The organism is Mesorhizobium sp. Root695 (genome assembly GCF_001428185.1).
Taxonomy (GTDB): Bacteria; Pseudomonadota; Alphaproteobacteria; order Rhizobiales; family Rhizobiaceae; genus Mesorhizobium.
In genome coordinates this window covers 559,029-583,419 of record NZ_LMHO01000001.1, presented here as the reverse complement: position 1 = coordinate 583,419, position 24,391 = coordinate 559,029, and the positions used below count along the sequence as shown (strand labels likewise).

General features: G+C 61.8%; 21 protein-coding genes. 8 read left to right on the top strand and 13 right to left on the bottom strand.

Features of this window, described 5'->3' with window-relative positions:
- Window positions 1-5: 5 nt before the first annotated feature.
- The 8 genes from ASD99_RS02810 to ASD99_RS02775 form a co-directional block, all read right to left on the bottom strand.
- Window positions 6-1,472, bottom strand: a complete 1,467-nt coding sequence (locus ASD99_RS02810; RefSeq protein ID WP_057142621.1) for a lipopolysaccharide biosynthesis protein — start codon at window positions 1,470-1,472, stop codon at window positions 6-8.
- Window positions 1,469-2,638, bottom strand: coding sequence for a glycosyltransferase (locus ASD99_RS02805; protein WP_057142620.1), 1,170 nt, complete (start codon window positions 2,636-2,638; stop codon window positions 1,469-1,471). Before ASD99_RS02805 ends, ASD99_RS02810 begins: the two co-directional genes overlap by 4 nt.
- A gap of 369 nt (window positions 2,639-3,007) precedes the next feature.
- Complete coding sequence (locus ASD99_RS02800) at window positions 3,008-4,087, bottom strand: glycosyltransferase (protein WP_056589925.1); 1,080 nt, start codon at window positions 4,085-4,087, stop codon at window positions 3,008-3,010.
- 44 nt (window positions 4,088-4,131) lie between these two features.
- The gene (locus ASD99_RS02795) at window positions 4,132-5,463 is read right to left on the bottom strand and encodes a UDP-glucose dehydrogenase family protein (protein ID WP_056589922.1); all 1,332 of its coding nucleotides are present in this window, start codon (window positions 5,461-5,463) and stop codon (window positions 4,132-4,134) included.
- A gap of 67 nt (window positions 5,464-5,530) precedes the next feature.
- Window positions 5,531-6,394 carry a family 16 glycosylhydrolase gene (locus tag ASD99_RS02790; RefSeq protein WP_057142619.1) on the bottom strand — a complete coding sequence of 288 codons (864 nt, stop codon included), beginning with the start codon at window positions 6,392-6,394 and terminating at the stop codon, window positions 5,531-5,533.
- Between the two features lie 151 nt (window positions 6,395-6,545).
- Entirely contained in the window at window positions 6,546-6,941 is a 396-nt protein-coding gene (locus ASD99_RS02785; RefSeq protein ID WP_057142618.1) for a hypothetical protein, read from the bottom strand.
- 289 nt (window positions 6,942-7,230) lie between these two features.
- A complete protein-coding gene (locus ASD99_RS02780; protein WP_082583127.1) occupies window positions 7,231-8,253 on the bottom strand; it encodes a glycosyltransferase in 1,023 nt (340 codons plus the stop codon).
- 95 nt (window positions 8,254-8,348) lie between these two features.
- A complete protein-coding gene (locus ASD99_RS02775) occupies window positions 8,349-9,479 on the bottom strand; it encodes a nucleotidyltransferase family protein (RefSeq protein ID WP_057142617.1) in 1,131 nt (376 codons plus the stop codon).
- 517 nt (window positions 9,480-9,996) lie between these two features.
- Between ASD99_RS02775 and ASD99_RS31725 the strand changes: the two genes are divergently transcribed.
- From ASD99_RS31725 to ASD99_RS02750, 6 genes are all read left to right on the top strand, one after another.
- A complete protein-coding gene (locus ASD99_RS31725; protein ID WP_013891488.1) occupies window positions 9,997-10,149 on the top strand; it encodes a lasso peptide in 153 nt (50 codons plus the stop codon).
- Window positions 10,150-10,281: 132 nt separating this feature from the next.
- Window positions 10,282-10,596, top strand: coding sequence for a PqqD family protein (locus ASD99_RS02770; RefSeq protein WP_056589910.1), 315 nt, complete (start codon window positions 10,282-10,284; stop codon window positions 10,594-10,596).
- 43 nt (window positions 10,597-10,639) lie between these two features.
- Complete coding sequence (locus ASD99_RS02765) at window positions 10,640-11,098, top strand: lasso peptide biosynthesis B2 protein (protein ID WP_244482907.1); 459 nt, start codon at window positions 10,640-10,642, stop codon at window positions 11,096-11,098.
- Window positions 11,095-13,029 carry a lasso peptide isopeptide bond-forming cyclase gene (locus tag ASD99_RS02760; protein WP_057142616.1) on the top strand — a complete coding sequence of 645 codons (1,935 nt, stop codon included), beginning with the start codon at window positions 11,095-11,097 and terminating at the stop codon, window positions 13,027-13,029. Before ASD99_RS02765 ends, ASD99_RS02760 begins: the two co-directional genes overlap by 4 nt.
- On the top strand, window positions 13,026-14,006 hold the full coding sequence (locus ASD99_RS02755) for a serine kinase (RefSeq protein WP_057142615.1): 981 nt from the start codon (window positions 13,026-13,028) through the stop codon (window positions 14,004-14,006). The genes ASD99_RS02760 and ASD99_RS02755 overlap by 4 nt, the downstream gene beginning before the upstream one ends.
- An 8-nt stretch (window positions 14,007-14,014) precedes the next feature.
- Complete coding sequence (locus ASD99_RS02750) at window positions 14,015-15,859, top strand: ABC transporter ATP-binding protein (RefSeq protein ID WP_057142614.1); 1,845 nt, start codon at window positions 14,015-14,017, stop codon at window positions 15,857-15,859.
- A gap of 17 nt (window positions 15,860-15,876) precedes the next feature.
- Here ASD99_RS02750 and ASD99_RS02745 read toward each other — a convergent pair whose 3' ends face one another.
- Window positions 15,877-16,221, bottom strand: coding sequence for an exopolysaccharide production repressor exox (locus ASD99_RS02745; protein WP_244482906.1), 345 nt, complete (start codon window positions 16,219-16,221; stop codon window positions 15,877-15,879).
- 533 nt (window positions 16,222-16,754) lie between these two features.
- On the opposite strand from ASD99_RS02745, the gene ASD99_RS02740 reads away from it, so the two are divergent.
- Together ASD99_RS02740 and ASD99_RS02735 are read left to right on the top strand one after the other, a co-directional pair.
- Window positions 16,755-17,432 (top strand): sugar transferase, encoded by a 678-nt coding sequence (locus tag ASD99_RS02740; protein ID WP_056589893.1) that lies wholly within the window; start codon window positions 16,755-16,757, stop codon window positions 17,430-17,432.
- Between the two features lie 100 nt (window positions 17,433-17,532).
- A complete protein-coding gene (locus tag ASD99_RS02735; RefSeq protein WP_056589890.1) occupies window positions 17,533-18,798 on the top strand; it encodes a polysaccharide biosynthesis/export family protein in 1,266 nt (421 codons plus the stop codon).
- Window positions 18,799-19,268: 470 nt separating this feature from the next.
- Here ASD99_RS02735 and ASD99_RS02730 read toward each other — a convergent pair whose 3' ends face one another.
- From ASD99_RS02730 to ASD99_RS02715, 4 genes are all read right to left on the bottom strand, one after another.
- The gene (locus ASD99_RS02730) at window positions 19,269-20,582 is read right to left on the bottom strand and encodes an O-antigen ligase family protein (RefSeq protein ID WP_056589887.1); all 1,314 of its coding nucleotides are present in this window, start codon (window positions 20,580-20,582) and stop codon (window positions 19,269-19,271) included.
- A gap of 195 nt (window positions 20,583-20,777) precedes the next feature.
- Window positions 20,778-21,605 carry an SDR family NAD(P)-dependent oxidoreductase gene (locus tag ASD99_RS02725; protein ID WP_057142613.1) on the bottom strand — a complete coding sequence of 276 codons (828 nt, stop codon included), beginning with the start codon at window positions 21,603-21,605 and terminating at the stop codon, window positions 20,778-20,780.
- 97 nt (window positions 21,606-21,702) lie between these two features.
- Complete coding sequence (locus ASD99_RS02720) at window positions 21,703-22,188, bottom strand: acetone carboxylase subunit gamma (RefSeq protein WP_057142612.1); 486 nt, start codon at window positions 22,186-22,188, stop codon at window positions 21,703-21,705.
- Window positions 22,185-24,389, bottom strand: coding sequence for a hydantoinase B/oxoprolinase family protein (locus ASD99_RS02715; protein ID WP_057142701.1), 2,205 nt, complete (start codon window positions 24,387-24,389; stop codon window positions 22,185-22,187). Before ASD99_RS02715 ends, ASD99_RS02720 begins: the two co-directional genes overlap by 4 nt.
- Window positions 24,390-24,391 lie beyond the last annotated feature (2 nt).

The following is a 24,391-nucleotide window of genomic DNA, read 5'->3' as shown; positions in this document are numbered from 1 at the left end:
GTCGCTCAGCGGATGTTGCGCGCGGCATTGGACAGGGTGGTGAACAACGCGCGGCGCGACTGGGGGACGGCAAGCATGAGAACGAGACCGATCCCGTAGTTGAGGGCAGCCGCCAGAAAGACCGCGAGCAGGTCTGACTGGCCGGTCAGCGACGCCGGCAACCACAAGTACGCGAGCCAGGCGAGCAGGGACGAGGCAATGAAAAGCCCCTGCATGACCAGGAAGTCGGCGGCAGTGACGGGACCGACGCGATGGACCAGCACGGCAAGCACGGGAACGCGCAGCACGTAACCGCTGATGGCATAGGCCGCGGCAACGCCGACGGCACCCCAGTGCAAGCCGACGATGAAGGCGGCGACGGTCGTCAGCGACGAATAGATGCCCCAGTGGAACATGGTCTTCGTCTTGCCCTGACAGATGAATATCCATCCGGTCGTGCTTGAAACGGACTGAGTCAGGCTGGCGATGCCCAGCCAGGCGAAAATCGGCGCTACTGGCGCCCAACCCGTGCCGAAGAGAAGTCCCACCACCTGATCGGAGGTCAGCGTCAGCGCCGCGACCCCGGGCATGGTAACGGCGGCAAGCATCCAGTTGGTCCGCACATAGATGTCGCGAAATCGAGCCTTGTCCTCATGGATGCGGCTGAGCAGCGGCACCATCACGCGTGTCAGCGGCTGGTTGATGTTCTGCAGCGGGAACAGCAGGAGCTTATAGGCACGGTCGTAATAACCGAGCTCGACCGCGCCGGAGTATTTTCCGATGAGAATGTTGTCGAGATTGCGCGAGAAGAAGTTGGCAAGATTGAAGCCCGTCAGATTGGCGCCGAACGACAATATGTCGGCATCGACTTTCAAATCCGGCCGCAGCGGCGTCCACCGCGCCACCCGCCACGCGGCCGCCAATGCGACAATCGCCGAAACCGCCGGGCCGATGACCAGCGACCAGTAGCCAAGCCCCGCATAGGCCGCGATTGCGGCGGCCAGAAGTCCGGCGGCGGCGCTTATCACGTCGTTCAGGGCGAGCTGGCCGAATTGCAGGTGGCGATTCATCAACGCCAGCGGCACCGCGGCAAGACTGCCAAGCAGCAGTGGCAAGGCGGAGCCAAGGGTAATGCCGGACATGCGCTGATCGCCGTAGAATGCGGCGATGGCAGGCGCCAGGCCGGCCACCACCACGGCACTGCCCAACCCGACGAGCGCACTGATCCAGAACACCTGGTTGAGCTGCTGGTCGCTGATGTCCTTGCGCTGGACCACAGCCTGCTGGAGGCCCAGGTTTTGAAGCAACCCAACAAAGGCCACGATCGGCCCGACGGAAGCCACCAGGCCGAAATCCTCGGGAACGAGCAGACGGGCGAGTACGATGACGGAAAGAAACTGGATCGCCATCTTGAAGCCCTGCGCACCGATCGTTACCAGCCCCCCACGAAGGGCGACACGACCGAAATGGGGGGGCGGCGGATTGGCATTCATGAACCGAACCTCGTTTCGCCAAGCTGCTTGGCGATCTGTGCGAAACGTTCGTTCAGCACATCCGCGTTGAAGTCCGCCTCGATCTTCTTGCGCGCGGCGAGGGCGATTTGCTCGCAAGGCTTCGGATTGTCGGCAATCCAGGCAAGTTTGCTGGTCAGCGCCGCAATGTCTCGCTCAGGCGCGAGAAAACCCGTCTTGTGATCCTCGATCAGTTCGGGAATCCCAGAGTGATACGTGCTGACCACCGCCAGGCCGGCAGCCATTGCCTCCATCAGTGAAACCGGAATGCCCTCCAGATCGCCGTCGCGTGCGGCGACGCTAGGCAGCAGGAAGACATGGGCATCGCGCAGGCGCTGTTTCACTTCGCTGTGCGGACGGGGGCCAAGAAAAGTCACTCTGTCGGCGATGCCGAGATTCGCGGCGATCCCCTTCAGCTCCTCGAGAAGTTCTCCGCCGCCGATCACCGAATAGACCCAGTTGCGCCGCGGCAGGCTGGCGAGCGCGTGAAGCGCATATTCGATACCCTTTTTTTCGGTCAGGCGGCAGACCGAGATGAAAGAAAGCGTGCCCTGCTCCCATGAACGCCACCGAAAATCGATCTCGCTCGGCCGCACGCCCATATGGTGAACCATAACCTGCGTCGGCGGTGCACCAACCTCGATCAAGGCATCTCGGAAAAACGCATTCACCGGCAGTTGAAGAGCGCCCTTTTCGAACACAATTTTGTAGCGCGCGAGCGTATTGTCATGCAGCGGCTCGCCGACATCGCGGCCATGAAATATCGTCATAAGGGGAGCGGAAATCCTGCCTCGCTTGATGGCACGGGCCACGCGCATGCCGTTGTTGCCGAAATGAGCGACGATCACGTCGGCATTCTGCAATTTTCGCGCATAGGCGATGTCGATGGCGGTGGAGAGTTTATCCCAGAACCTGCCAGACCACTTCCTGAGCAGTGGGCGATAGCGGCCCAGGCCACCCCACCAGCATACGACCTTTCCCGGCAACGCCTGCCAGCGCGAGTCGTCGATATTGCTGTCCTTGCCGAAGGACATCTCGTTGCAGACGACGCCGACTTCCATGCCGCGCTCAAGGCACCCGGCTATCTGGTCGAGAACGAAAGTCTCGGACAATGAGGGAAACTTGTCGACTACGAAGCAAATCTTCATCGGCAGGATATGCTCGTGCGAATACCGATCAAGCAGCCCGTTGCGAACCGCCCGCCTTGGGAGCGGACAGGGGGCACGGAAACCTCGCAAGGTGGCTGCAGGTCGACCGCGCCGGGAGCCGGTGCGCGTCCAGCGACGGCCGGGCCGAAAACATTGTGCCCAAGGCACAAGACATGCAGCATGGAATTCTACCGCTGTTGGCCCACCCGCGGGGACGTTAGTACAGGTCTTGTTGCACTGCAACATTTTTGGTGCGGCGGAGCCAGATTTCCGGCACGTGCAGCCAACTGAGGCATGCCGCCCAAGGGTCGCGACATCCACAAACACAGCGTAAGCGCGTCAATGGAATCCGTCTCGAAGCGACGCCTTTTAGGCGGCACGCTCCAGGCTGCCACGCCTGGCGTTGCCGAGAACGTCGAGGAACGTTGCAAATTGACGGTCCGGGTTCATTTGCGACCGCTCCGAAAACTGAAATGCCGCCGCCGATAGCCGCTTGTACTCGGCCTTGTCGCTCCACAGCCGCCTGACCGCCGCGACCCAATCGGCGAGCGGCGCGTCGTAGTCGAGCACGACGCCGCCATTGCCAATCGCTTCCGGCAAGCCACCGCGCCGCGATCCAACGACTGGAATACCGCTGCAATGCGCTTCCGACGCCACCCGGCCCCAGGCCTCTTCCCACTTGCTGGGGGCAAGCAGGATCCTGGTGCGACCATAGACAGTCTTCATGTCGTTGGTGCGGCTCTCCAGTGTGACATTTTTTAACGGCGCGATCGTTTCCTCGATCCGGGCCCGATGATCGTCGTCAAGCTTCCAGCTTTCGACGAACAGGAACGGGATTTCGGAGCACGCCGCGGCGATGCGGACCGCAAGATCGAAGCCTTTTTCCTCATAAGGATTGATCATCGTGACAAATTCACCGGTCGTCTGCGTGCTGTAGAACGCCGGATTGATGGTCGGCGGGATCACAGTTGAGTCGATGCCGAACTTTTCCTTGTAAGTGCGTGCGGTGAAATCGGAGTTGGCGATGTAGACCGCCGAATGAAGTTCGCGCAAGTCACCGGCCAGTTCGTGGAATTCGACATTTCTCAGATAGACAACCAGCGGCACGCCGAGCGCCTGCAGCTCTCTGCCGATCGGCACCGACTTGTGGCATTGCACGACCGCGACATCCGGACTCAACCTCTCGACCGCGAAGCCGGCCGCTTCCCAGGGAAACCAAGCCCGCACCACCGGATAGCCCGGAAAATTGTCGATGACCGCGCGCTGACGAAGCAGCTTCATCTTGGCGCGCGCCTTGAAGCCGAAGATGCCATCGCCGAACAGTGCTGCCAGAACGGAAGCCTCGTGACCGTTCTCGCGCAGCTGTTCGACCAGATGGTGGGTGCTCGATTGAACGCCGCCGCTGAATTGCGGCGTATAGCCGTTGCCACCTGCAAAAAGAACTTTCATGGACCTGGCTCCTTGTTGCGCCGCCCTGTTATCCCGCCTTGCCGTCACGCCGCCATTCTGCCGATCGAGTGATATTCGATGCCATGGCGGGCGATGACCTTGGGGTCATAAAGATTGCGGCCATCGAAGATGATCGGCGTGGTCAGCGCGTCCTTCATTGCGTCGAAGGCGGGCGCGCGAAAGCTCTTCCATTCGGTGGCGATCAGCAGCGCATCGGCGCCGCGCAGGGCCGCCTCCTTGGTGCCGCACAGGAGCAGGTCGTCGCGCAGCCCGTAGATGGCCTGGCATTCCTGCATCGCCTCGGGATCATAGGCCTGCACATTGGCGCCGGCCTGCCAAAGCGCTTCCATCAGCACACGCGCCGGCGCCTCGCGCATGTCGTCGGTGTTGGGCTTGAAGGCCAGACCCCACAGCGCAAAGGTCTTGCCTTTGAGATTGCCCTTGAAATAACGGTCGACCTTGTCGAAGAGAACCGATTTCTGTGCGTTGTTGCGCTCCTCGACCGCGCGCAGCAACTTGGCGTCGAACTTGACGCCCTCGGCGGTCTTGATCAGCGCACGCACGTCCTTCGGGAAGCACGAGCCGCCATAACCAAGACCCGGATAGATGAAATGGTAGCCGATGCGCGGATCACTGCCGATGCCCTTGCGGACCTCCTCGATGTCGGCGCCGAGCTGCTCGGCCAGATTGGCCATCTCGTTCATGAAGCTGATCTTGGTCGCCAGCATGCAATTGGCTGCGTATTTGGTGAATTCGGCGCTGCGCACATCCATCACAATCATCTTCTCGTGGTTGCGGTTGAACGGCGCGTAGAGCTCGCGCATCACCGCCTCGGTGTCCTCGCTGTCGGTGCCGACAATGATGCGGTCCGGCTTCATGCAGTCCGCGACCGCGGACCCTTCCTTGAGGAATTCCGGATTGGAAGCGACGTCGAAGGCCAGGTCCTCGTGACCTCTTTTCTTCAATGTTTCGGCGATCCTGGCCTTCACCTTTTCGCAGGTGCCGACCGGCACCGTCGACTTGCCGACGACGATCTTGGGTTGGTCCATCTCGCGGCCGATGGTCTCGGCGACGGCCAGCACATATTTGAGGTCGGCCGAGCCGTCCTCACCGGGCGGCGTGCCGACGGCGATCATCTGGATCTCGCCATGCCTGACGGCAGCGGCGGCATCGGTGGTGAACTTGATGCGGCCGGCGGCATGGTTCTCCCTGACAAGGTCTTCCAATCCGGGTTCGAAGATGGGAACCAGGCCCTGGTTGAGTCGCTCGACCTTATCGGCGTCGATGTCGACGCACACCACATTGTGCCCGACTTCGGCAAGCACCGCCGCCTGCACGAGGCCGACATAGCCAATTCCAAACACCGTCAAATTCATTCGGTTTCATTCCCATGCAAGGCAGCGGACCGCTTTCGGCCCGGCCAGTTCCAATCGACTTTCCCGACTACTTTACGCTACATGCCAGCGATTCCGGAAACTGACAGGGTTCGCCGAGCGCCGTAAAAGCAACGCGCTCGACCTGCAGCGAGAGCTTGCGGCCCGGATCGGCGAAGGCTCCCATCCAACCCTTCATCGTATCGCTTCCCCAAAAGCTGAAGAAGATCTTCTGCGCATGGGTCGGCAATTTCGCCGGATCGGTGATCGTGTTGACCAGCTGACCGTTCAGATACCAGCGCAAGCTGTCCTTCTCCCAGACGAAGGCATAGTCGTTGAAGGCCTTCTCGGTGCCCCCCGACACGTCGACCAGTTTCTCGTTCTTGCCCTTGCCTGCGATGTAGGCGTTGACTTGCACCTTGGAGGTGTCCTTGGTCAGTATCTCGAAGTCGATCTCGTCCCAGGGCTGCTTGTCGGTGGGGCCGATATACGTGAAGAACGCCGCGTTGAGGCCGGAGCCGGTGTCGGTCTTCAGCCGCGCCTCGTAGGTGCCATAGCCGAAGCGCTGCTTGGTCTGGATCTCGCCGCAGACAAACTCACGGTCTTTCAGCTTCTGCTTCTCGAAGCCGAGCGACAGCACGCCGTCCGACAGGCTGACCTGTCCCTTCGACCAGGTGCAATTCTGATGGCTGCCATTGTTCCAGCCGTCGGAAGCATACCAGCGCGCACGATCGAAGCTTTTGAAATCATCGACAAAGGACGGCGATGTCGGAATGTCCTGGGCATAGGAGGGGGTTGCCAAGAAACTGCCAAGGGCGGCTAGCAGCAACGCACCGAGCGGAACCAGTCGCCGCCGGCCGGCTTGCCCGGTCCGGTGCGTGAACGGCGATGTGTCGATTGCAGTCGTGGACGTAGTCCTCGGATTCGAATTCATACCAAACTCACCTTTGCGCTGTGCGTCCCCAACCCAAAGTCGACGTTCGAACCGCTCCTGAACGGGCCAACCTTGACCTCCTCCGTGACCCTCTCGAATTGCTTTTCCTGCCTCGCATCAAATCTGTTGCAACAGTTCCGTGCCTTCATTTTCAACCTCTGCCGGTGCCTGCCGGCCTGGAGAATTCGGCCGTGGCGGCCGAATCGGCATTCTCGTCGAAGACCATATCCACCGAATGACGGAGCTCTTTCATCATGCCGGCCTGGCGCGACAGCGCCGCGATGCGGCGTTCGCAATTCAGGATCGACGTCGTCAGTGCGCTGACTTCGGATGACCGACGGTCCGAGGCCGAGCCGTTTTCCATCGCTTCGACCAGGAAGGCGGCGTTGGTCGAAGTCGTCCGGTAGCGATTCTCAAGCCCGACCCTCTCGGCCTCGATCTCGGCCGCGATCTGCTCGAACAGCTTTGCCAGACGATCGAGACGCGAAACATCGGCCTGCCGGTCGCGGGCCGGTTCCCTTGATCTGAAACCGAATATCGAGGCCATGAACTCCGATTCCTGTCATCGCCGCCTTGTGGGCCGGGCTTCTGGCCGATCCCCGCAGCCGGGCTCAAAAAACTCGTGTTGCGTTGTCCTGCTCCTTTGAAGGAGAGACATCAGACCAATCCGATCGGGGGCCAGTTCGGCTGGTCGTCCAATATGCTGCACCGCAACATAGACTGCCATCGTCGGAGCCGCGAGGCAACCATCAATTCGTAAACTCATAAATCCGGCCGAAATGGTTTGCGTGATGAATGTGCCCCTGCGGACAAACCGTAGGCGCCCGGCACCGCTCTCAACGTTCCTTGCCCGCGCTGGTTCCGGCCATCAGAAAACGCAGCGGCGGCACATGCTTTTGCCTGGACATGAGACCGACACGGCGAAACAGCGCCTCGAGCTTGTCGGAAGCCACGCCATGGACGATGGGAACGAGGTTGGATTGGCTGGCTAAAGCGTAAGCCGCGGCCGATGCCAGGCCCCGCTCGGCCTTGACGTCGAGGAAATTGCGCAGCCGATACTTGTCGCGCACGTGCCGCTCGTGCCGCCGCAGCACCGCTTTCGAGCCTTCCGGCAGGCTGTCGATCGCCAGCAGCGCCAGGTCCGCATCGGCCAGACGCTTCAGGTCCTGAGTCTTGTGGCGGCCGCTCAGCGAATCGGCGCGGACGATGGCGCCGTAGCCGCAGGAGCGAATGACCTTGAACCGCGCCCCGCGGGCGACTGCGCGGGCGTAGAGCTCGTAGTCCTCGCCCAGCCGCAGGCTCTCGTCGTAGCGCAACCCATGGCGGTCGAGGAAGGCACGGCTGATGACCGGCTTCAAAAAGCCCAGTTCGCCCCTCTGCACGCGCCGCCTGGAGATGTTGCCTTCGACGAAGCGCTCGAAATCGAGGAATTCCGGATCGGCGGCAAATTTAGGCGCGACGATTTTCGTCGCATCGCCTGTCGCATCATCCCTGATCAGCATGATGTTGTCGGCCGCGAAATCCCAATCGGCGCCGGCAAACAGGCTGCTAAACCGGCCTTCGAGGAAGAAATCGTCGGCATCGAGAATGCTGATGAACGGCGATTTCGAGCGGGCGATCGCAGCATTGCGGGCAAAGGAGGGGCCGCGATTGACGTCGAGGCGCATCACCGTGAGCCGCCGGCTGCCGTCATCGGCGGATCGCGCGACATCAGCTGTGTCGTCGGTGGAAGCGTCATCGACGACGACGACCTCCGCCACTTCCGGTTCGCGCAACGCGGACGCGATGGCGACAGCGATTGTCGCTGCCGCGTTTTTTGCCGCGATGATCACACAGACCTCGGATTTCGTCATCGACATGGTCTTGCCTCTCGTACCGGTGATATCGATTTGCCCTCGCCCCATACTCGTTCGACGCCCGATAGAATTGCCATCAGCGCCCAATCTGTCTTCATTCAGCGATTGCCTGGCCGTTCAAAGATGCGGCGGCTGATGTCGGCGGACGCCGCCCAGCCGGCTTCGGCCAGATAGCGGATCGGCGCGCGGCCGCACAGTTCCCACAGCACCGTTCGCCGCTGCGGCCAGCGCAGCGACGGCAGCCACGGCGCGATGACCATGCTGAGCAGATCCTCGTTGCCGATGCGCGACAGGATCCGGGTCGCGCGCTGCGACAGCAGCGTGCCGGCGCCGCCAAGTAGCACATCGGCGGTGCGCAGGCCAAGCAGCAGCGTGTCATCCAGGCCCTGCGCGGCTGCGGCATCAAGCACACGCTGCTGATCCATCTCGTCGAGGCGGCTGGCGCTGGCTCTGATATCGCAGACGTAGCCCGCACAGGGTTCCCGGTTGAAAAGCGCCTTGGCGACACTGATGCAGGACAAAAGCAAAGTGTCTGCGATCGAGGTGAACGGCACTACCCCGCCGGCGATTTCGACCTGCCGTTTGCGCCGGAGAAACCCGTCCGCGTAACGCGGGCTCGGTGAGCCGGGCTGCTGGAGGCGGTAGTGAAGATCGACCGTGGACGGCCTCGGCCCGTCGCCGCGGGTCATATGCTGTTCACCGAGGAAGCGGACCCACCAGACGGAGCGCGACTTGCCCGATACCTCGTAGCCGATTGTGCGAAGCGCATCACGCGCCCTGAAAAACTCGGCCGGCGAAACCAGGATGTCGACATCGCCCGAGGGCTTCATGAAGTGGTCGTCATAGAGCAACTGCTGCTGGAACGGACCCTTCAGAAAGACGAAATCGATGAGGCTGGCACGCAGCACGTCATGGATCGCCATCGAATCCATGATGCAGGACGCGTTCATCGAAACTGTTCTCCTGCGGTAGGTTTCGAGCCACTGGAAAAGCTGCGGCGGCCTTTCCTGTGCGGGTGCGCGCGACAGAACCTTGAGGACAAAGGTCGCGACCTTGTTCAGCCTGGTAATGTCGGAAACGTTGGCACCGCCAAGGCCAGGCATCGACACGTCGCCCGCGGTGGCGCGCGGCCCGGCGAAATACAACCGCAGGCAAGCCTGCACATAGGCCACCTCGCCGGCACAGTCGGCGGTGCGCAACCGTTCGTATGAACCATCCGGCAAGGCCACTTAGCGCACAGTCTCCCAAAGAAAGCGGTTTGCGCGATGCTTATGCTGCAACTGCGAAGCAAGCATCACCAAAAACCTCGATGCCGTAAAGCCTTTCCTTCTGCAGGGCTCAATTCTACAACCATCGCGTTTATCGACATCGGCTGAGAGGTAGTGAAAAACGCAGTTGAAACATCCCCCACCAACGCGTCTTCAATCCATCCTCAGCAAGGTTTGCCAAATAAGACTCTCCGCATTAGCAACGCCTAAAAAAGAGGCGCCTAATAGAACATTATGCAAGCAAAATCAAATGCTTAAGGAATCGACGTCGCCATGACCGTTGTGCCCAAGGAATCAGATCGAAAGAAGTCAGGTTTTAGGCATGGCTCACACATATGGTGACGCCCGCAACCCGTAATTGATTAACGCTTGGTAAATCAGGCTTGACTCATACATGCTGCCATGCAGCTATTGCACTGCAGCATGTACGTGCTGACGGCACTCGACAGGCCGCTTCCAGTCCTTATCGGAGAGTAAAATGGAACAGAATGTTGAAAAGCATGAATACGAAACGCCAAGTCTGACGGTGCATGGTTCGATTGAAACCATCACCCAGGGCGGCGGCGGCAACACGGCGATCGACGCATCGTTTCCCGCGCACACGCCGATCGGCGACCTGACGTTCTCCTGAACCTATCGCAGTTTTCCGGAGTGACGACGTTGGGACTCTGGATCCAAAAAAATAAGAGAGTCGGGGGCAAAGCCTCCGACTCCATTTTCATTGCCTGGAACTGCCCGTGCGCATCGTAAGCGAGGTTTTGGGATGAACTGGAAGCTATCCGGCCACGATTTGGCCGACCACGATTTGGTGAGTGCGACCAAGGATGCCGTGGCTTGCGAGTTCGGCAATGGCCTGGCGCTGCTGAATCTCAAATCCAACATCTACTACAGCCTGAACGGCGTCGGTGCCTTTATCTGGGAGCTGATCCAGGAACCCAGGTCGATCGCCGACATCCGCGGCGCCGTGCTCGCGCGCTACACTGTCGACCAGGAGCGCTGTCAGGCAGATGTCGACGCATTGCTGAAGGGCCTGGCGGACAACGGGCTTGCGAGGCTGCATCATGAGGCACTTGTCTAAGCCGGTTCCGCACAAGGCCATGGTTTTGCGGCGGGAATCCGCGATGGAAACAAGCCCCAGGCAGACGAAGCGGCGGGGAAGCCGGCGCAGTCTGTTCAGGGTTTTCTCCCTGAGCGGCGCGGAAATGATCTTCCTTGGCCGCTGCCTGCTGGTGGTCGCGGCGGTTCGGCTGGGATTGACGCTGCTCTCCTACCACCGCATTCGCAGCCTGGTGACGCGGTTCGACGCGCATCGATGCGCCTCGATGGGCGAACTGCGGCGTGTCGCCTGGGGCGTTGCCGCCGCGGCCCGTTTCGTCCCTTGTGCCACGTGCCTGACCCAGGCGCTTTCGGGTCAGTACATTCTCGCCCGCCAGGGCAATGAATCGAGGATACGCATAGGCATCGAACGCGGCACGGGCGAGCAACTGAAAGCACATGCCTGGCTGGTCAGCGACAACCATATCGTACTTGGCGGATCGATCGACGGTTTCGCGCATCTCGTCGATCACGGCAGCCGATGAGCGGCGTCGCCGGAATTCTGCTGCGACAAGGACATCCACTGGGACACCCACCGGCGGTTGCGACGGCCGACATCCAGCAGATGCTGGCGCGCATGCGCCATCGCGGCCCTGACGGCAGTTCGTGGTGGCTGGACGCCAACATCGCCCTTGGCCACGCCTGGCTCAACACCATGGATGAATCCGGCCCCGGTCCGCTGACGATGGCTGGCGGCAAGCTCGCTATCACCGCCGATTGCCGGCTGGACAACCGTGACGAGCTACTGGCCAGGCTCGGCATCCGCGACCCGTCGGTCGCAGACGCGATCGTGCTGATGCGGGCCTATCTGCGCTGGGGCGAAGCCTGCACGGAGCATCTGCAAGGCGACTTCGCCTTCGCCATCTGGGACGGCGAGCGGCAATCGCTGTTTTGCGCGCGCGATCATTTCGGCGTCAAGCCGTTCTACTACCACGCGGCGGACCGACGGTTTGTCTTTGCGTCCGAGATCGGGCCGATCCTTGGCGTCGAGGGGGTCGGGGCGCGCGCCAGCGAGCACCAGATCTCCGGTTTTCTGGCCGGGCTTCCCGATGACCCGCAGTCCACTCCCTACAGCGATATATTCAGCCTGCCGGCCCGCCACAGCCTCACCGTCACCGCGCAACAGGTGATGCTGCGCCGCTACTGGCAGATCGAGCCGTCGGCGCGGCCCTTGCGGTCGGATGCATCGGAGGAATTCGCCCACCTGTTCTCGCAATCGGTGCGCAACCGCATGCGGGGGACCTCGTCGGTCGGCGCGATGCTGAGCGGCGGCCTCGATTCCTCGTCGATCGCCTGTGTCGCCGGCCTGCAGAATGCCGCCGCACGCAGACCGAAGCTGCCCACCTTCTCGCTGATTTTCGAGAAGGGCTCGTCGATGGATGAGCGGCCCTTCATCGATGCCGTCCTCGACCAGCAGCAGTTTGACCCGACGCTGATACCGGTGGGCAACTATGCGCCATTCGCCGAATTCGAACGTGTGCTGGAAGAACAGCACGGAACGTTCCTGGCACCGGGCCTGACGCTCACCCGCGGCATCTACCGGACGGCCGGCGCCAAGGGCATCAAGGTGCTGCTGGACGGCCATGGCGGCGACGAGGTCGTTTCCCAAGGCCACGGCCATCTGCACGAGCTTGCCAATGCCGGCAGATGGATGGATCTGTGGCGCGAGGTGCGCAGCGCCTCCAACACCTATGGCGACAGCACGCTTGGCCTGTATTTCCAGTTCCTGACCCTCTACGGGCCGGCCTGGCGCATCGCCAGGCTGAGACATCTGGCCAACCGTGCCCTGAACAAGGTCCGCAAGCCGACGCAAGCGCCGCGCGGCCGAAGCTGGCGCGACCTGATCAATCCGGACCTGGCCAGGCGCACCGAGCTGGTCGACCGGTTCCATCGGGCCGGCTACATGCCGCCCGGCGTCCAGGCCAGCGACGCCTTGAGCCATCGCTGGATCCTGTCAAACGGATATGTCCCGCATGCTTTCGAGGTTCTCGACAAGGCCGCGGCCAATTTCGGCGTCGAGCCACGCTACCCCTTCTGGGACAAGCCGCTGGTCGAGTTCTGCCTGGCGCTACCGGGTGAGGAGAAGCTGGGCCACGGCTTTGGCCGCTATGTGCTGCGCCGCGCCATGCAAGACGTTCTGCCTGCGGCGGTGCAGTGGCGGCGCGACAAGATCGATTTCACCGCAAATCTCGTCAACGGCATGCTGCGCAACCATCGCGACCTCCTCGAACAGCTGCTGGTCTCGGATGCGAGCCGCATCGCGCCCTACGTCAATCTGCCTCAGGTGAGTGCTGCCTATGCGCGGCTGCTGCGCCAGCCCGATCAGGCAGCACCCCTGGATGTCCAGTATGTCTGGCGCTCGGCCTCGCTGTCGCTCTGGCTACGGCAGCTCCAGCACAGCGGGAGCCCAGCATGATGCCCCGCAACGAGCCGCTCGCCGCACACAGCGACGATCCCCGTCCGCATGGCCGGGTCGTGCGGGAACGCCGCTTCTACCGGGCCTATGGCCTGACCATCGCGTCCGAGGTGACGTTGCCCGAACTGGAGCCGGCGGCGCCGGGCGCGGCGGATGTCGTGATCGCCGTCGGCGCGATCGGCCTGCCAAAGCCCTCGGCCGCGACCGACTTCCGCTTCGAGCCGGACCGGCAATATCTGGCCTGGCATGCCGTCGGCGCGTTCCTGATCAGCGATGGCCGCCGCATCGACATCGAACCGGCGCCGGGCGTCGACGACACGCTGATCGCGTTTCCGCTCTTGGGTCCGGTCATGGCGCTGCTGCTGCACCGGCGGGGTCTGCTCGTCCTGCATGCCAGCGCCATTGCCATCGCCGGCACGAGTGCCATCTTCATGGGCGACAAGGGTGCCGGCAAGTCGACGACGGCAAGCGCGATGATCCGGGCCGGACATCAACTGCTTACCGATGACGTGGTGGCGCTGGACCTCGCCGATCCGGGTGAGCCGATGATCGTTCCGGGATTTCCGCAGATCAAGCTGGCGGCCGACGCGGCGGCGGCGATCTCGCTCGGGGAAGCGGACGTGCGGCCGCAAGTGCATCCGGCGATCGACAAGATGCAGCATCGCCTGAACGGCGGCTTTTCCGGCGACAAGGTGCCGGCGACCAGGATCTATATTCTTGAGCGCGGTGAAGGGCCCGATATCACGCCCTTGCCCGCCATCGCCGCCCTGCCGGCCATCATCAAATTCTCCTATGTGACGCGTTTCGGCCGCGCGGCCCTACCCGACGATTTCGCGGCGGCGCATCTTCGGCAATGTTCATGGATCGCTAACCATGTCGGCGTGTCCCGGCTGGAAGTTCCGACGGGCCTGGACAGGATCGGCGAAGCCGTGGACCTGATCGAAAGGGATCTGGCGGCTGGCAGTCGGCGGTCGTGAGCGCAATCATGTCGAAGTCCCCGATCCTTCGCCTGTCGCTGTTTCGAGACATTGCCGCATTCGGCGCCGCCATTGCCCAGATCGGTGGCCGGCGCGCCTGGACGGCACTGATCTTCCTTATCCTGGGCAGCCTGACCGAGGGCATCTCCATCCTGCTGCTCATCCCGCTGCTGCATCTGGTCGGACGCGCCGACCAGGATTTCGCCGTCAAGCTGCCGAACAATGATTTCGTGCGCTGGCTGGTGCCGGACGGCACGTTGCAACTGACCACGGTGCTCTGTGCACTCGTCGGGCTTGTTGCCGTGCAGGCGGCGTTCAACCGCTTCAAGTCGGTCTACATGGCCAAACTGCTGTTCGACTTCATCAACCGCGTGCGCATGAACCTGTTCGAGAGCATCGGCAAGGCGCGCTGGGGCGTTTTTACGCGCATGCGGAGTTCCGACCTCGATCATGCCCTGACCGGCGACATCGACCGCGTCCAGGGTGCTGCCTTCTCACTGTTGATGCTGGTGCAGATCGCCGTGCTTCTGGCCGGCTATCTGCTGATTTCCATGTTCATCTCACCGGTCATGACACTGTTTGCCATCGTCATCGGCATCCTGATGTTCGTGGCGCTGCAGCCCTTCCGGACGCGGGCCACTGCCTTTGGCCGGGTGCTGACCGCCAACCGTCAGGATCAGTACCGGACGGTCTCGGAATTTCTCGGCGGCATCAAGGTGGCCAAGAGCCTGAACGTCGAAGCCAGCTATTTCGCGCAACTTCAGTCGACACTGGAAAAGATGAAGACCGACAATGTCGACTATGTGCGCAACAGCACCATCGGCACCGCGGTGTTCCAGGTGGCGAGCGTCGTGGGCCTGAGCCTGTTCATCTATGTGGCGCTGGTCCGCTTCAACCTGTCGCTGGCCGAGATCGTCGTCCTGCTCTTGGTCTTCATGCGCATCGCGCCGCGCTTCATGGACATGCAGACGCAGGCTCAGCAGGTACTGATCAATCTGCCCGCCTACACGTCGATGCGCAGCCTGCAGGCACGGTTCGACGCCGAACGCGAGCCAGACGAAGCGGGAGCCGGGGAAGGCGACAAGCTGTCGCTCACCACCGGGCTCAACGTAAGGGACGTTTCGTTCTTCTATGGCGACGACCCCGTCAGGACGGTGGTCACCGGCATCACCTTCGGCCTGCCTGCAGGCAAGGTCACCGCGCTGATCGGCCCCTCCGGATCTGGCAAGAGCACGATCGCCGACATGCTGCTTGGCCTGCTTGAGCCGAGCGCCGGCAAGATGCTGGTCGACGGTGTCGAGATCGATGCGGGCAATCGCCGGCGTTGGCGCGACCAGGTGGCCTATGTGCCGCAGGACGTGTTCCTGCTGCATGACACGATCGCGGCGAACCTGCGCCTTGCCGCGCCGCAGGCCAGCGATGACGAGCTGTGGACCGCGCTGCGCTCGGCGCACGCCGGCGAGTTCGTCGAACGGCTCGACCTCGGGCTCGATACGGTGGTCGGCGACCGCGGCGCGCGGCTCTCGGGCGGCGAACGCCAGCGCATCGCGCTTGCGCGCGCGCTGCTGCGCAAGCCGTCGCTGCTCATCCTGGACGAGGCCACCAGCGCCCTCGACTGGCAGAACCAGTCGCTGATTGCCAGATCGATCGATGGATTGCGCGGCACGATGACGATCCTGACCATTGCGCACCGGCCGTCGATGATCGCCTTCGCCGACTGGGTGGTTGCGATGGAAAACGGCCGTGTCGTCGAGGTCGGCCAATATCAGCGGCTGAAAGAAAAAACCGGTAGCCGGTTGTCGAGGATGCTGTCGGGGGAACAGTCGGAACCCCAACCCGCCAACGTCGCCTGACGCCGGTCGGGCGCTGGTTAGTGCAGGCTGCGCCTGGCGCTGCCCAGCTTCTCGCCTTCGGCGACCTCGGGCGCATTCAGTTTTCGCTCAGCGTCACGAGCCATGTCAGCCCGCGTCGGCGCGCTCCTGGCGATCATGGCATAGATGAGCACGAAATAGCCCGCCTGAATGACCACGGCGCATATGATCACGCGCACCAGTATTGTGCCTATCGACGCGCCGCCCAGCCACGACCAGCAAACGACGATCGCCAAAGCGAAAATCATCCCGAGGATGAATTTTGGAAGTGCCATACCCAACAGCCCATAAACCGGCTCGGGTACATTTAACGATTGCCCCACCCGAGCGCCGTCCCTTGTCATGTGGGCTTGTTTAAGGTCGCCCACTCTCGACCGGTTGCTTCCGGCCTTTGATACCTGTCGCTACTCTGACAGGTATAATTTGCAATTCTATTAAGGCGAGCAGTAGGCGGCAAGGGCAACTGCGGATATTTTTGATCGAGCTTTTGCAATCGACTCTGCCATGGTGCAATGCACGCGACCGGATTCAAGCCGATCTCCGGCCATCCGCAGGTTTCAGTAAAATAGGCAATATTAGTAGTATTTTATACGGTTTGCCCCAAGTATCATGGCATGCTAAAGCACTAAAGTTCGCCGCGCCCTGGCAGATAGGTAGGGCTGCCCAGAAATCGCCCTAAAAAGGTCCTTATTTTTTCGACCGAGCCCGTTTGTTGTCACAAATGTGCTAAATATCCCGAAATTTGTGCATGTCTAGCTTATTATTTAGTCAATTCATGACGTGACTATTTCAAAGGGGCGGGAAATTGTGTGTTGCGCTGCAACATTTTTTTGGTATCGTGTGGTGAACCATTCGTTCAACGCATGGAGTTTACGGCATGAGGGACGCTGCCAAGTCGGCCACCGCGAGCTTTTCGCAGGCTGACATCGATTTTCCGCCGCCGATCGGCGGCCTGCTGAAACGCAGCTTCGATATCACCGGTTCACTGATTGGCTTGATCGCCCTCAGCCCGCTGTTTGTCATGATAGCGCTGCTCGTCAAGTTTTCCGACGGCGGCTCGATTTTCTACGGCCACAGGCGAATCGGGCGCGGCGGGCGGATTTTTCCTTGCCTGAAGTTCCGCACCATGGTTCCGGACGGCGACAAGGTGCTGGCAGCCTATCTCGCCACCAACCCGGACGCCAATGCGGAATGGATGGCGACCCGCAAGCTGAAGAACGATCCGCGCGTCACCCGCGTGGGAGCGGTGCTGAGGAAACTCAGCCTCGATGAGCTGCCGCAGATCATCAACATCCTGCAGGGCGATATGAGCCTTGTCGGCCCTCGTCCGGTGGTGCGCGACGAACTGGAGATTTATGGCACATCCGCCGTCTACTACCTGAAATCCCGCCCCGGCCTGACTGGCCTGTGGCAGGTCAGCGGCCGCAACGATGTATCCTATGACAGTCGCGTCGCTTTCGACCGCCACTATGTCGAGAACTGGTCGCTGTTCGAAGACGTTCGCATCATCATCAAGACCGTCCCGGCCGTGTGGATGTCGCGCGGCTCTTACTGATCAAGCCGGCGGCCAATGCCAGACATTGGCGCCGCCATTCGACGCAAGTTCATCGGGCGATGGGGCTAAAGCGGATCGGAACGTTCAGTTGAAAACAGATATGATCGAAGCCTTTCGCAGCGGCCCGGTTTCCGGCCGTCTGCGGCGGGCGCGTTTGCTGGCTACATGCCTTGCCGTGTCGCTCGTCATCCCCCACGTCGCGGCTGCCGGCGACTACCGCCTCGGATCGCAGGACAAGCTGACCATCCGCGTTGCCGAATGGCAGACCGTGGAAGGCACATTTCGTGACTGGTCGGCGGTGAACGGCGAGTACACGGTCGGTCCATCCGGCACACTGTCGGTGCCCTTCGCCGGCGAGTTGCCGGCATCCGGCAAGACCACGTCTGAAATCGCAACGGCGATCGGCGAGGCTTTGCAGAAAAAGCTCGCTTTGTCGGACAGACCGGAAGCCTCGGTCGAGATGGCACAGTTCCGGCCATTCTACATTTCGGGCGAAGTCCAGAACCCAGGCCAATTTCCTTATGTACCCGACCTGACGGTGTTGAAGGCCATCAGCGTCGCCGGTGGCATCAGGAGAACCGCCGACTACGGCCCTCAACTCGGCAAGGACCTGGTCACCGCCAAGGGCAACTTCGATGTCTCTGACGACCGGCGCATTCGGCTGGTCGTCCGGCGCGCCCGCATCGACGCGGACATGGCCGGCAAGGCGAGTTTCGACGTGCCTAAGGAGGTCGAGGGCGATCCGAGACTGCCAGCCATCGTCGCCGACGAGATGACGATCCTGACGGCGGACCAAACGGCGCTGAAGCTGAAGCTTGAAGCGCTCGACGATCTGAAAGGGGTTTTGGAATCCGAGATCGAATCGCTGCAGAAGAAGATCGTCAACCAGCAGCAGCAGGTCGACCTGTCACAGCAGCAACTCGCCAGCATCGGCACGCTGGCGCAGAAGGGCCTGATCGCCAACGCCCGGCTGCTGGATTCGCGACAGTCGGTCGCCGACCTGCAGGGCAAGATCCTGGACTACGAGACGGCCATCCTTACCGCCAAGCAGGCGATCAGCAAGGCGAAGCAGGACGCCATCGATGCCCAGAACACCTTGAGTTCAAGTCTCGCCACCGATCGGCAGCAGACCGAGGCCGACCTGAACGAGGCCGCGCTGAAGGCGAATATGCAGAAAGGCCTGATAGCCCAGGCCACCGATCCCGCGACGACGGCCGCCATGACAAATGATCAGCAGCCCACTCTGCTCTATTCACTGGTGCGCAATGTCGACGGCAAGACCAGCGAAATAGCCGCCAAGGAAGACACACTGGTGCTGCCTGGCGATGTGATCAAGGTCAAGCTGGCGCCGCTGGCCAGCCAGTAGCCTCGCGAACCCGGCACCACCCTAGTGTTTCAAACCATCCGGCACGGATGGGTTGGGGTGGTGTCTCTGTTTTAAATCTGAAATCAGCGTCGGCCGATGGTTTCGTCGCCTGTAGCAATGCGCGTGACGCGGACGGCATGCCGATCACGTCAGCGGGGGCGCTTCTGGCCAGCATTTAGCGTGGGTACCCCAAAATGATGATGTAGCCAGACGGCTGCGTGAATGGGCCGTTCTCTGTCAGAATATCGCGCGCGGGCTGCCAGATTGCGTTGGCGATCCGACTGCCCTCTTCGGCCAAGCTGTGAAGAAGCGTTTGTTACCGATCAACGTCGTCCGGGCATGTCTCAATAGCATATGGCATGAAACCTCCTATGCTTTGCGGCAAGCATATCGGAGTTCGGCCCAGATCGCGACAAGCGCGGCGTCGCTACGGTTTTGCGAACTCTGACTTCAGCCCGCGAGTTGATCACTCATGACGGACCGGCCGCCGCCGGACGGCCGGCATGCCGGGGCCAGTCAGCCGCGCCCCTGGCCGCCTCCGCCGGCTCCAGGGCCTGCGACCACCGCGTACGAGTAACGGGCAGCCGCGCCAGCTTGAAGAAGCTGAAATACATCAGGAAAGAGCCCATGATGTAGGGATTGAGGATCTCAACCTCGACGAAGGAGCGGATCAGCAGCAGCACCATCACGCCGACGAGGATCACCGAATCCGCTTGCCAGGTCCTGAAGATGACCGCCGAAACGTGGCCGTAGAGCGTGCGCAGCATGATCAGCGATACCAGCGTCGCCCCAACGAAGCCGAGTTCGACGAGGGCCTCGATATAGGTGTTGTGGAAGTGGAAGCCGGTGCGGTTGGTGATGTAGAACTCGTTCCAAAGCCGCTCGGCTTCGGCGAAGCCCTGCACCCAATAGGCGGCATAACCGACGCCGAGAATCGGCGATTTCTGCACAGCATTCCAGCCTTGCGCCCACAAATAGGTCCGCCCGGTGAGCGTAGAATCCTTGCCGAAGAGGGCGAGGACGAAGTCCATCAGCCCGAGATTCAAGGCGACGAAGGCAGTTACGACCAGCAGGCCGGCACCGATCAGGAAGATCACCCGGCGATAGCGCCGTGACAGAAGTTTGCTCATGGCAAGAAGCGCCACCAGCGCCAGAACCGCCGGTATCGAGGCCATCGAAGTGGCGGAATGCGAGACGACCAGCACATAGGCCGACAGCAGCACGACGGGCACCGCCAGGATGAGACTCAGCCGGCCGCGCCGGTAAAAGGCAAGGAAGACAAAGCAGAAATAGATGCCGAGAGAGCCGACAAAGCCGATCTGGTTCTTGGAGGCGAAGGCTCCGACGAAGTTGACGGTGCCGTCGAGAACATCCTCGGAATAGTTTCCGACCTTCAGCGAATAGATGAGGACGACGAATATCCCGACCAGGGCGCCTATGGTCAATGTGCGCACGCTGACGGTGCGCGCAGCTACGTAAGCGCAGGCGATATGGGAAAAATACTGGATCGAAGTCCTCGCGGTGACGCCGGGCGCCTGCGACCAGAAAACCGAGAAGCAGACATAGGCCGCAAACAGCAGCGGCAGCCAGGCGCTGGACAGCCGCCGCAGGAACCGCCGGTAATCGACCAGGATGAGCGGAAGCCAGACCGCATAATAGGCCAGGATCAGCACCTGGCCGAAAATGACCGAATAGGAAAACGCCCAGATCGAGACGGCTACGGCAAAGGCGCCATAGACCGAGTTCTTCTCGGGATCGATCAGCAGGGACTTTGGAATCTTCATCTCAGAGTCCCGCCGACACGACCCAGGGCCGGCAAGCCATGATCCGGCCGGAATTTTCGCAAACATGGGCGTGCAATAAACCGCGTCTCCATTGTGCAGTGCAATATAACCTATCGCGCCCGGCGCTCAATGGCAAATTCGGTCACCTTGTCTTACAGCGAGGCATCTGCGGAGAGATCAGCCACGTCCGAGACGCTACCACAGGGCTCCGCCGGTGATCTGTATGTTTTCCATAGTGATGCCCTTGGCCAGATCAGAGCACAGGAAGACCGCCAGAGCGGCGATCTCCTGAGGCTGCAGCATGCGCTGCTGCGGATTGCCCCTGGCGATCTCGGCCATCGCCTCCTCAGGCGTGCGCCCCTTGCCCTCGCGCTCGACGACCTGCGCCACATTGCGGCGCATCAGTTCGGTCTCGACCCAGGTCGGGCTGATCATGACGCAGGTGACGCCGTGCGCCGCCCCTTCCAGCGCCACGCAGCGTGTGAGGCCGAGAAGTCCGGCCTTGGACGCGCAGTAGGCAGGGTTGTCCTTCCAGCCGACCGAGGCGGCGGTTGAGCCGATATTGACGATGCGGCCCCAGCCGCGCTCGATCATGCTCGGCAGCACGGCACGCGTGACGCGGAAGGCGCCGGTCAGATTGGTGTCGACGATCTTGTCCCACAGCGCGTCGGAATGCCCGCAGACCGGCTGCTCGGCCGTGGTGCCGGCGGCGTTGACCAGAATGTCGGCGGGGCCGATGGCCGCTTCGGCGTCCGCCGCGAAACGGTTGGTGACGTCGCTGTCGCGCACGTCGAGGTGAGCGGCGTGGACCCTGGTTCCGTGGGCTGCAAGAGCCGCACGCACGCGCTCGATCTCGTCCGCACCGGGATAGTAGGCGGCATCTGATCTGTCGGAGCCGACCGGCGCGATGTAGGAGCCGACGGCAACGTTGGCGCCGGCCTCAGCCAGCGCAGTCGCAATGGCAAAGCCCATACCCGAGAAACCGCCGGTGACGATGGCACTGCGGCCGGAAAGGGTGTTCATGGCGCACGGTCTCCGCTTCGTTCCGGGCAGGCAATCAGGCCTTACCGGATTTGGCAATCACACCGGCGCAGGCTCGATCGACAGCGATTCATGGTTCCTAAAGCGGTTTGCCAAGCCATTCGCGATAGAAGCCTTCGAGGTCGGGCTCGAAATCGTGGACTATGGGATAGCCGGGTGCCGCCGCTTCCACCTCATGCAGCGTGCCGCACTGCGGACAGATGAATTCGCGGATTTCCATCCATTCGGGATCGGGGAGATCGCTGTTCGGATAGATCTCGCGCAAAGCCTCCTCGGTGTTGCGCACGTTAATCGCGGCGTTGAGCTTCCAGTTCTTGCGATAGTCGCCGAAGGAATGGCCGCATTCGCAACGGGTGATGCGCTCATCGCCGCTCTGGCAGATGAACAGATGGTCGGAGACCGGCAGCAGGATCGGGTCCTTCCAGGCGACACGGTCCTGATAGACGGCGACCATCTTGAAGAAGCGGTCATCGTCCTTGTAGGCGCTCATGATGCGCCTTGTCTGCGGCCAAGGCAGCTTGCCGGCGGCCAGATCGCCCAGGACTTCCTTGCTGTACGAGGTCATGGCTTTGCTCCCGGCATGAAGATCGATCTGGCGTCGACGTTCCAGAACTCGCTGAATTCCCTGGTGAAGCGCGACGACAGCTTGATTGCGCTGGCGTACATTTTCTTCACCTCTGGGGCGAAGTCGGCCTTTTCGACGCGGCCACGCTCCTTGGCGATCCAGTCCGCCACCGGTATCGCCTTGGCCAGGCGTTGCTTGCGCATCTCAGCGCGACGTTCGACCGTGGCGTCGATATCGGCAACGGGATAGCCGTCTTCATCGTCCTTCAGCACGATGCCGAAAACCTGGTCCGCCGCTTGCCGGGTGAGAAAACCGTTCTCGACATCCCAGGCCGTCTTGATCGGATCGCGCTCCAGCACGTCGCCATAGCCGCCGCCGCCATTGTAGGAATGGCTGAAGATATCGCCGGATTTGTGCGGCGAGGTGATGTAGGGGCCCTCGACCACAACATGGTCGCCGCCGATGTTCTTCTCGTAGTCGGAGACATGCGGGTCGATGCCGGGCGCATGCGCTAGCGGTTCGCCTTTTGCCGCCAGTTCGTGAATGTTGGAATTGCGCACCGCGCGATGCTTCTGGCAGGTCGGCGCGGGATAACCGCCGCACATGCCGCCATTGTCGAACACCCTGGAAGAGTGCTCCGAGGTATGGAGCCGCAGATGCGACGTGTTGTTGACCAGCCAGGTTGAGACGAAGGAACAGCCGCCGCGATATTTGCCGGCGCCGCCGGAATTGGGCATGATCGAGCGGCCGATATAGACCATCGGCATCGACTGTTCCCAGACCTCGATGTTGCCCATGTCGGATTCCGGGTTCCAGCCGACATAAGCGGTGTCGAGACCATCCTTGATGGCGAGCGCGCCGGAACCGGCGGCGGCGCATTCGAAATGCGCCATGCCGAACGGCGTGCCGTACTGGCTTTCGCCACCCATCTCGATCATCGGGCTGTTGACCTGGCCGACAAAGGCTTCCTCGACATAGCCGCGCGCCACGAAGCTGCGCGACAAAAGCCGCTGGAACACGCCATAGGCCGGCAGAAGCAGCGCCCATGAGGTGGCGGTGGCTACCATCTCGTTGTCGGGGTTGGTCCAGGTGCCGTGCGGCAGTTTCAGTTCGGTCGCCATCCAGGCACCGTCATTGACCAGCCCTTCGAAATTCATGTGCTGGGTCAGCGTCACGAACATGCCGCCATCCATGCCGGCCGGCGTGCAGTTCATCGAATGGTAGCCCCAGGGCTGCGTGCCCTCGAAGTCCATGGTGATCTTGCCGTCGGTGGTGATCTCCATCTCGATGGGGATGTTGTAGAGCCAGTCGGGATCGCCGAGCAGCTGGAAGCCGGGCTTTCCCGCCGTGACGTGGCCGTAGAAAGTGTGGCCGCGATAGATGCCGGGCACGGTGAGCTGGCGGGTGCGGGCGAGCTGGGCGCGGCGGCCTTCCTCGATGAACTCCTTCGACACCTTCATCCAGTAGTCGAGGCCGATCTCCGAGATCAGCTGCTTGACGCTTTCGCGCATATCGATGCAGGAGGCGACCTTGGCCTTCTCGTCGAGCACCCAATAGATCGGCATGCGCAGATTGCGCTCGCAGCGGATGACGTAGTCGCGGCGGATCTCATCGTTCTCGCCGATCTTCTCGGCACAGACGAACAGGCCTTCGGTGAAGCGCTCCTGTGCCAGGCACACGTCACCGCCCGGCGTGATGCCGCCGGCTTCCAGCTCGTGGCAGACAGCGCCGGCCCAGCCGACAAGTGTGTCCTCATGGAAGATCGGCACGACGTCCATCACGTCGGGCACCTGCACGGTGCCGATGAAGGCGTCGTTATTGGCGAAGATGTCGCCCTCGCGGATGCGCGGGTTGTCCTCGTAGCCGTTCTTGATCATCCATTTGATGAAGCGGCTCATCGTATGGACATGCACCATGATGCCGTTGGAGAGCGCGATGGCGTCGCCCTCGGGCGTATAGATGGCGACCACCATTTCGCCGACCTCGCGCACGCCGGGCGAGGCCGAGATGCGGCGGGCCATTTCGCGTGCCGAGACGCAATAGGCGCGCAGCTTGGTGTGCAGGGTCTCGAATTTCAGCGGATCCTGGTTGCGCAGCGTGAGTTCCGTGATGCCGTCATAGCAGCCGGTCTCTTCCATCAGCCGCTCGGAATCGAGCAGTCTTTCGCGAAGGCGCAGGGCCGAAGCAGGTTTGTCCAACATGG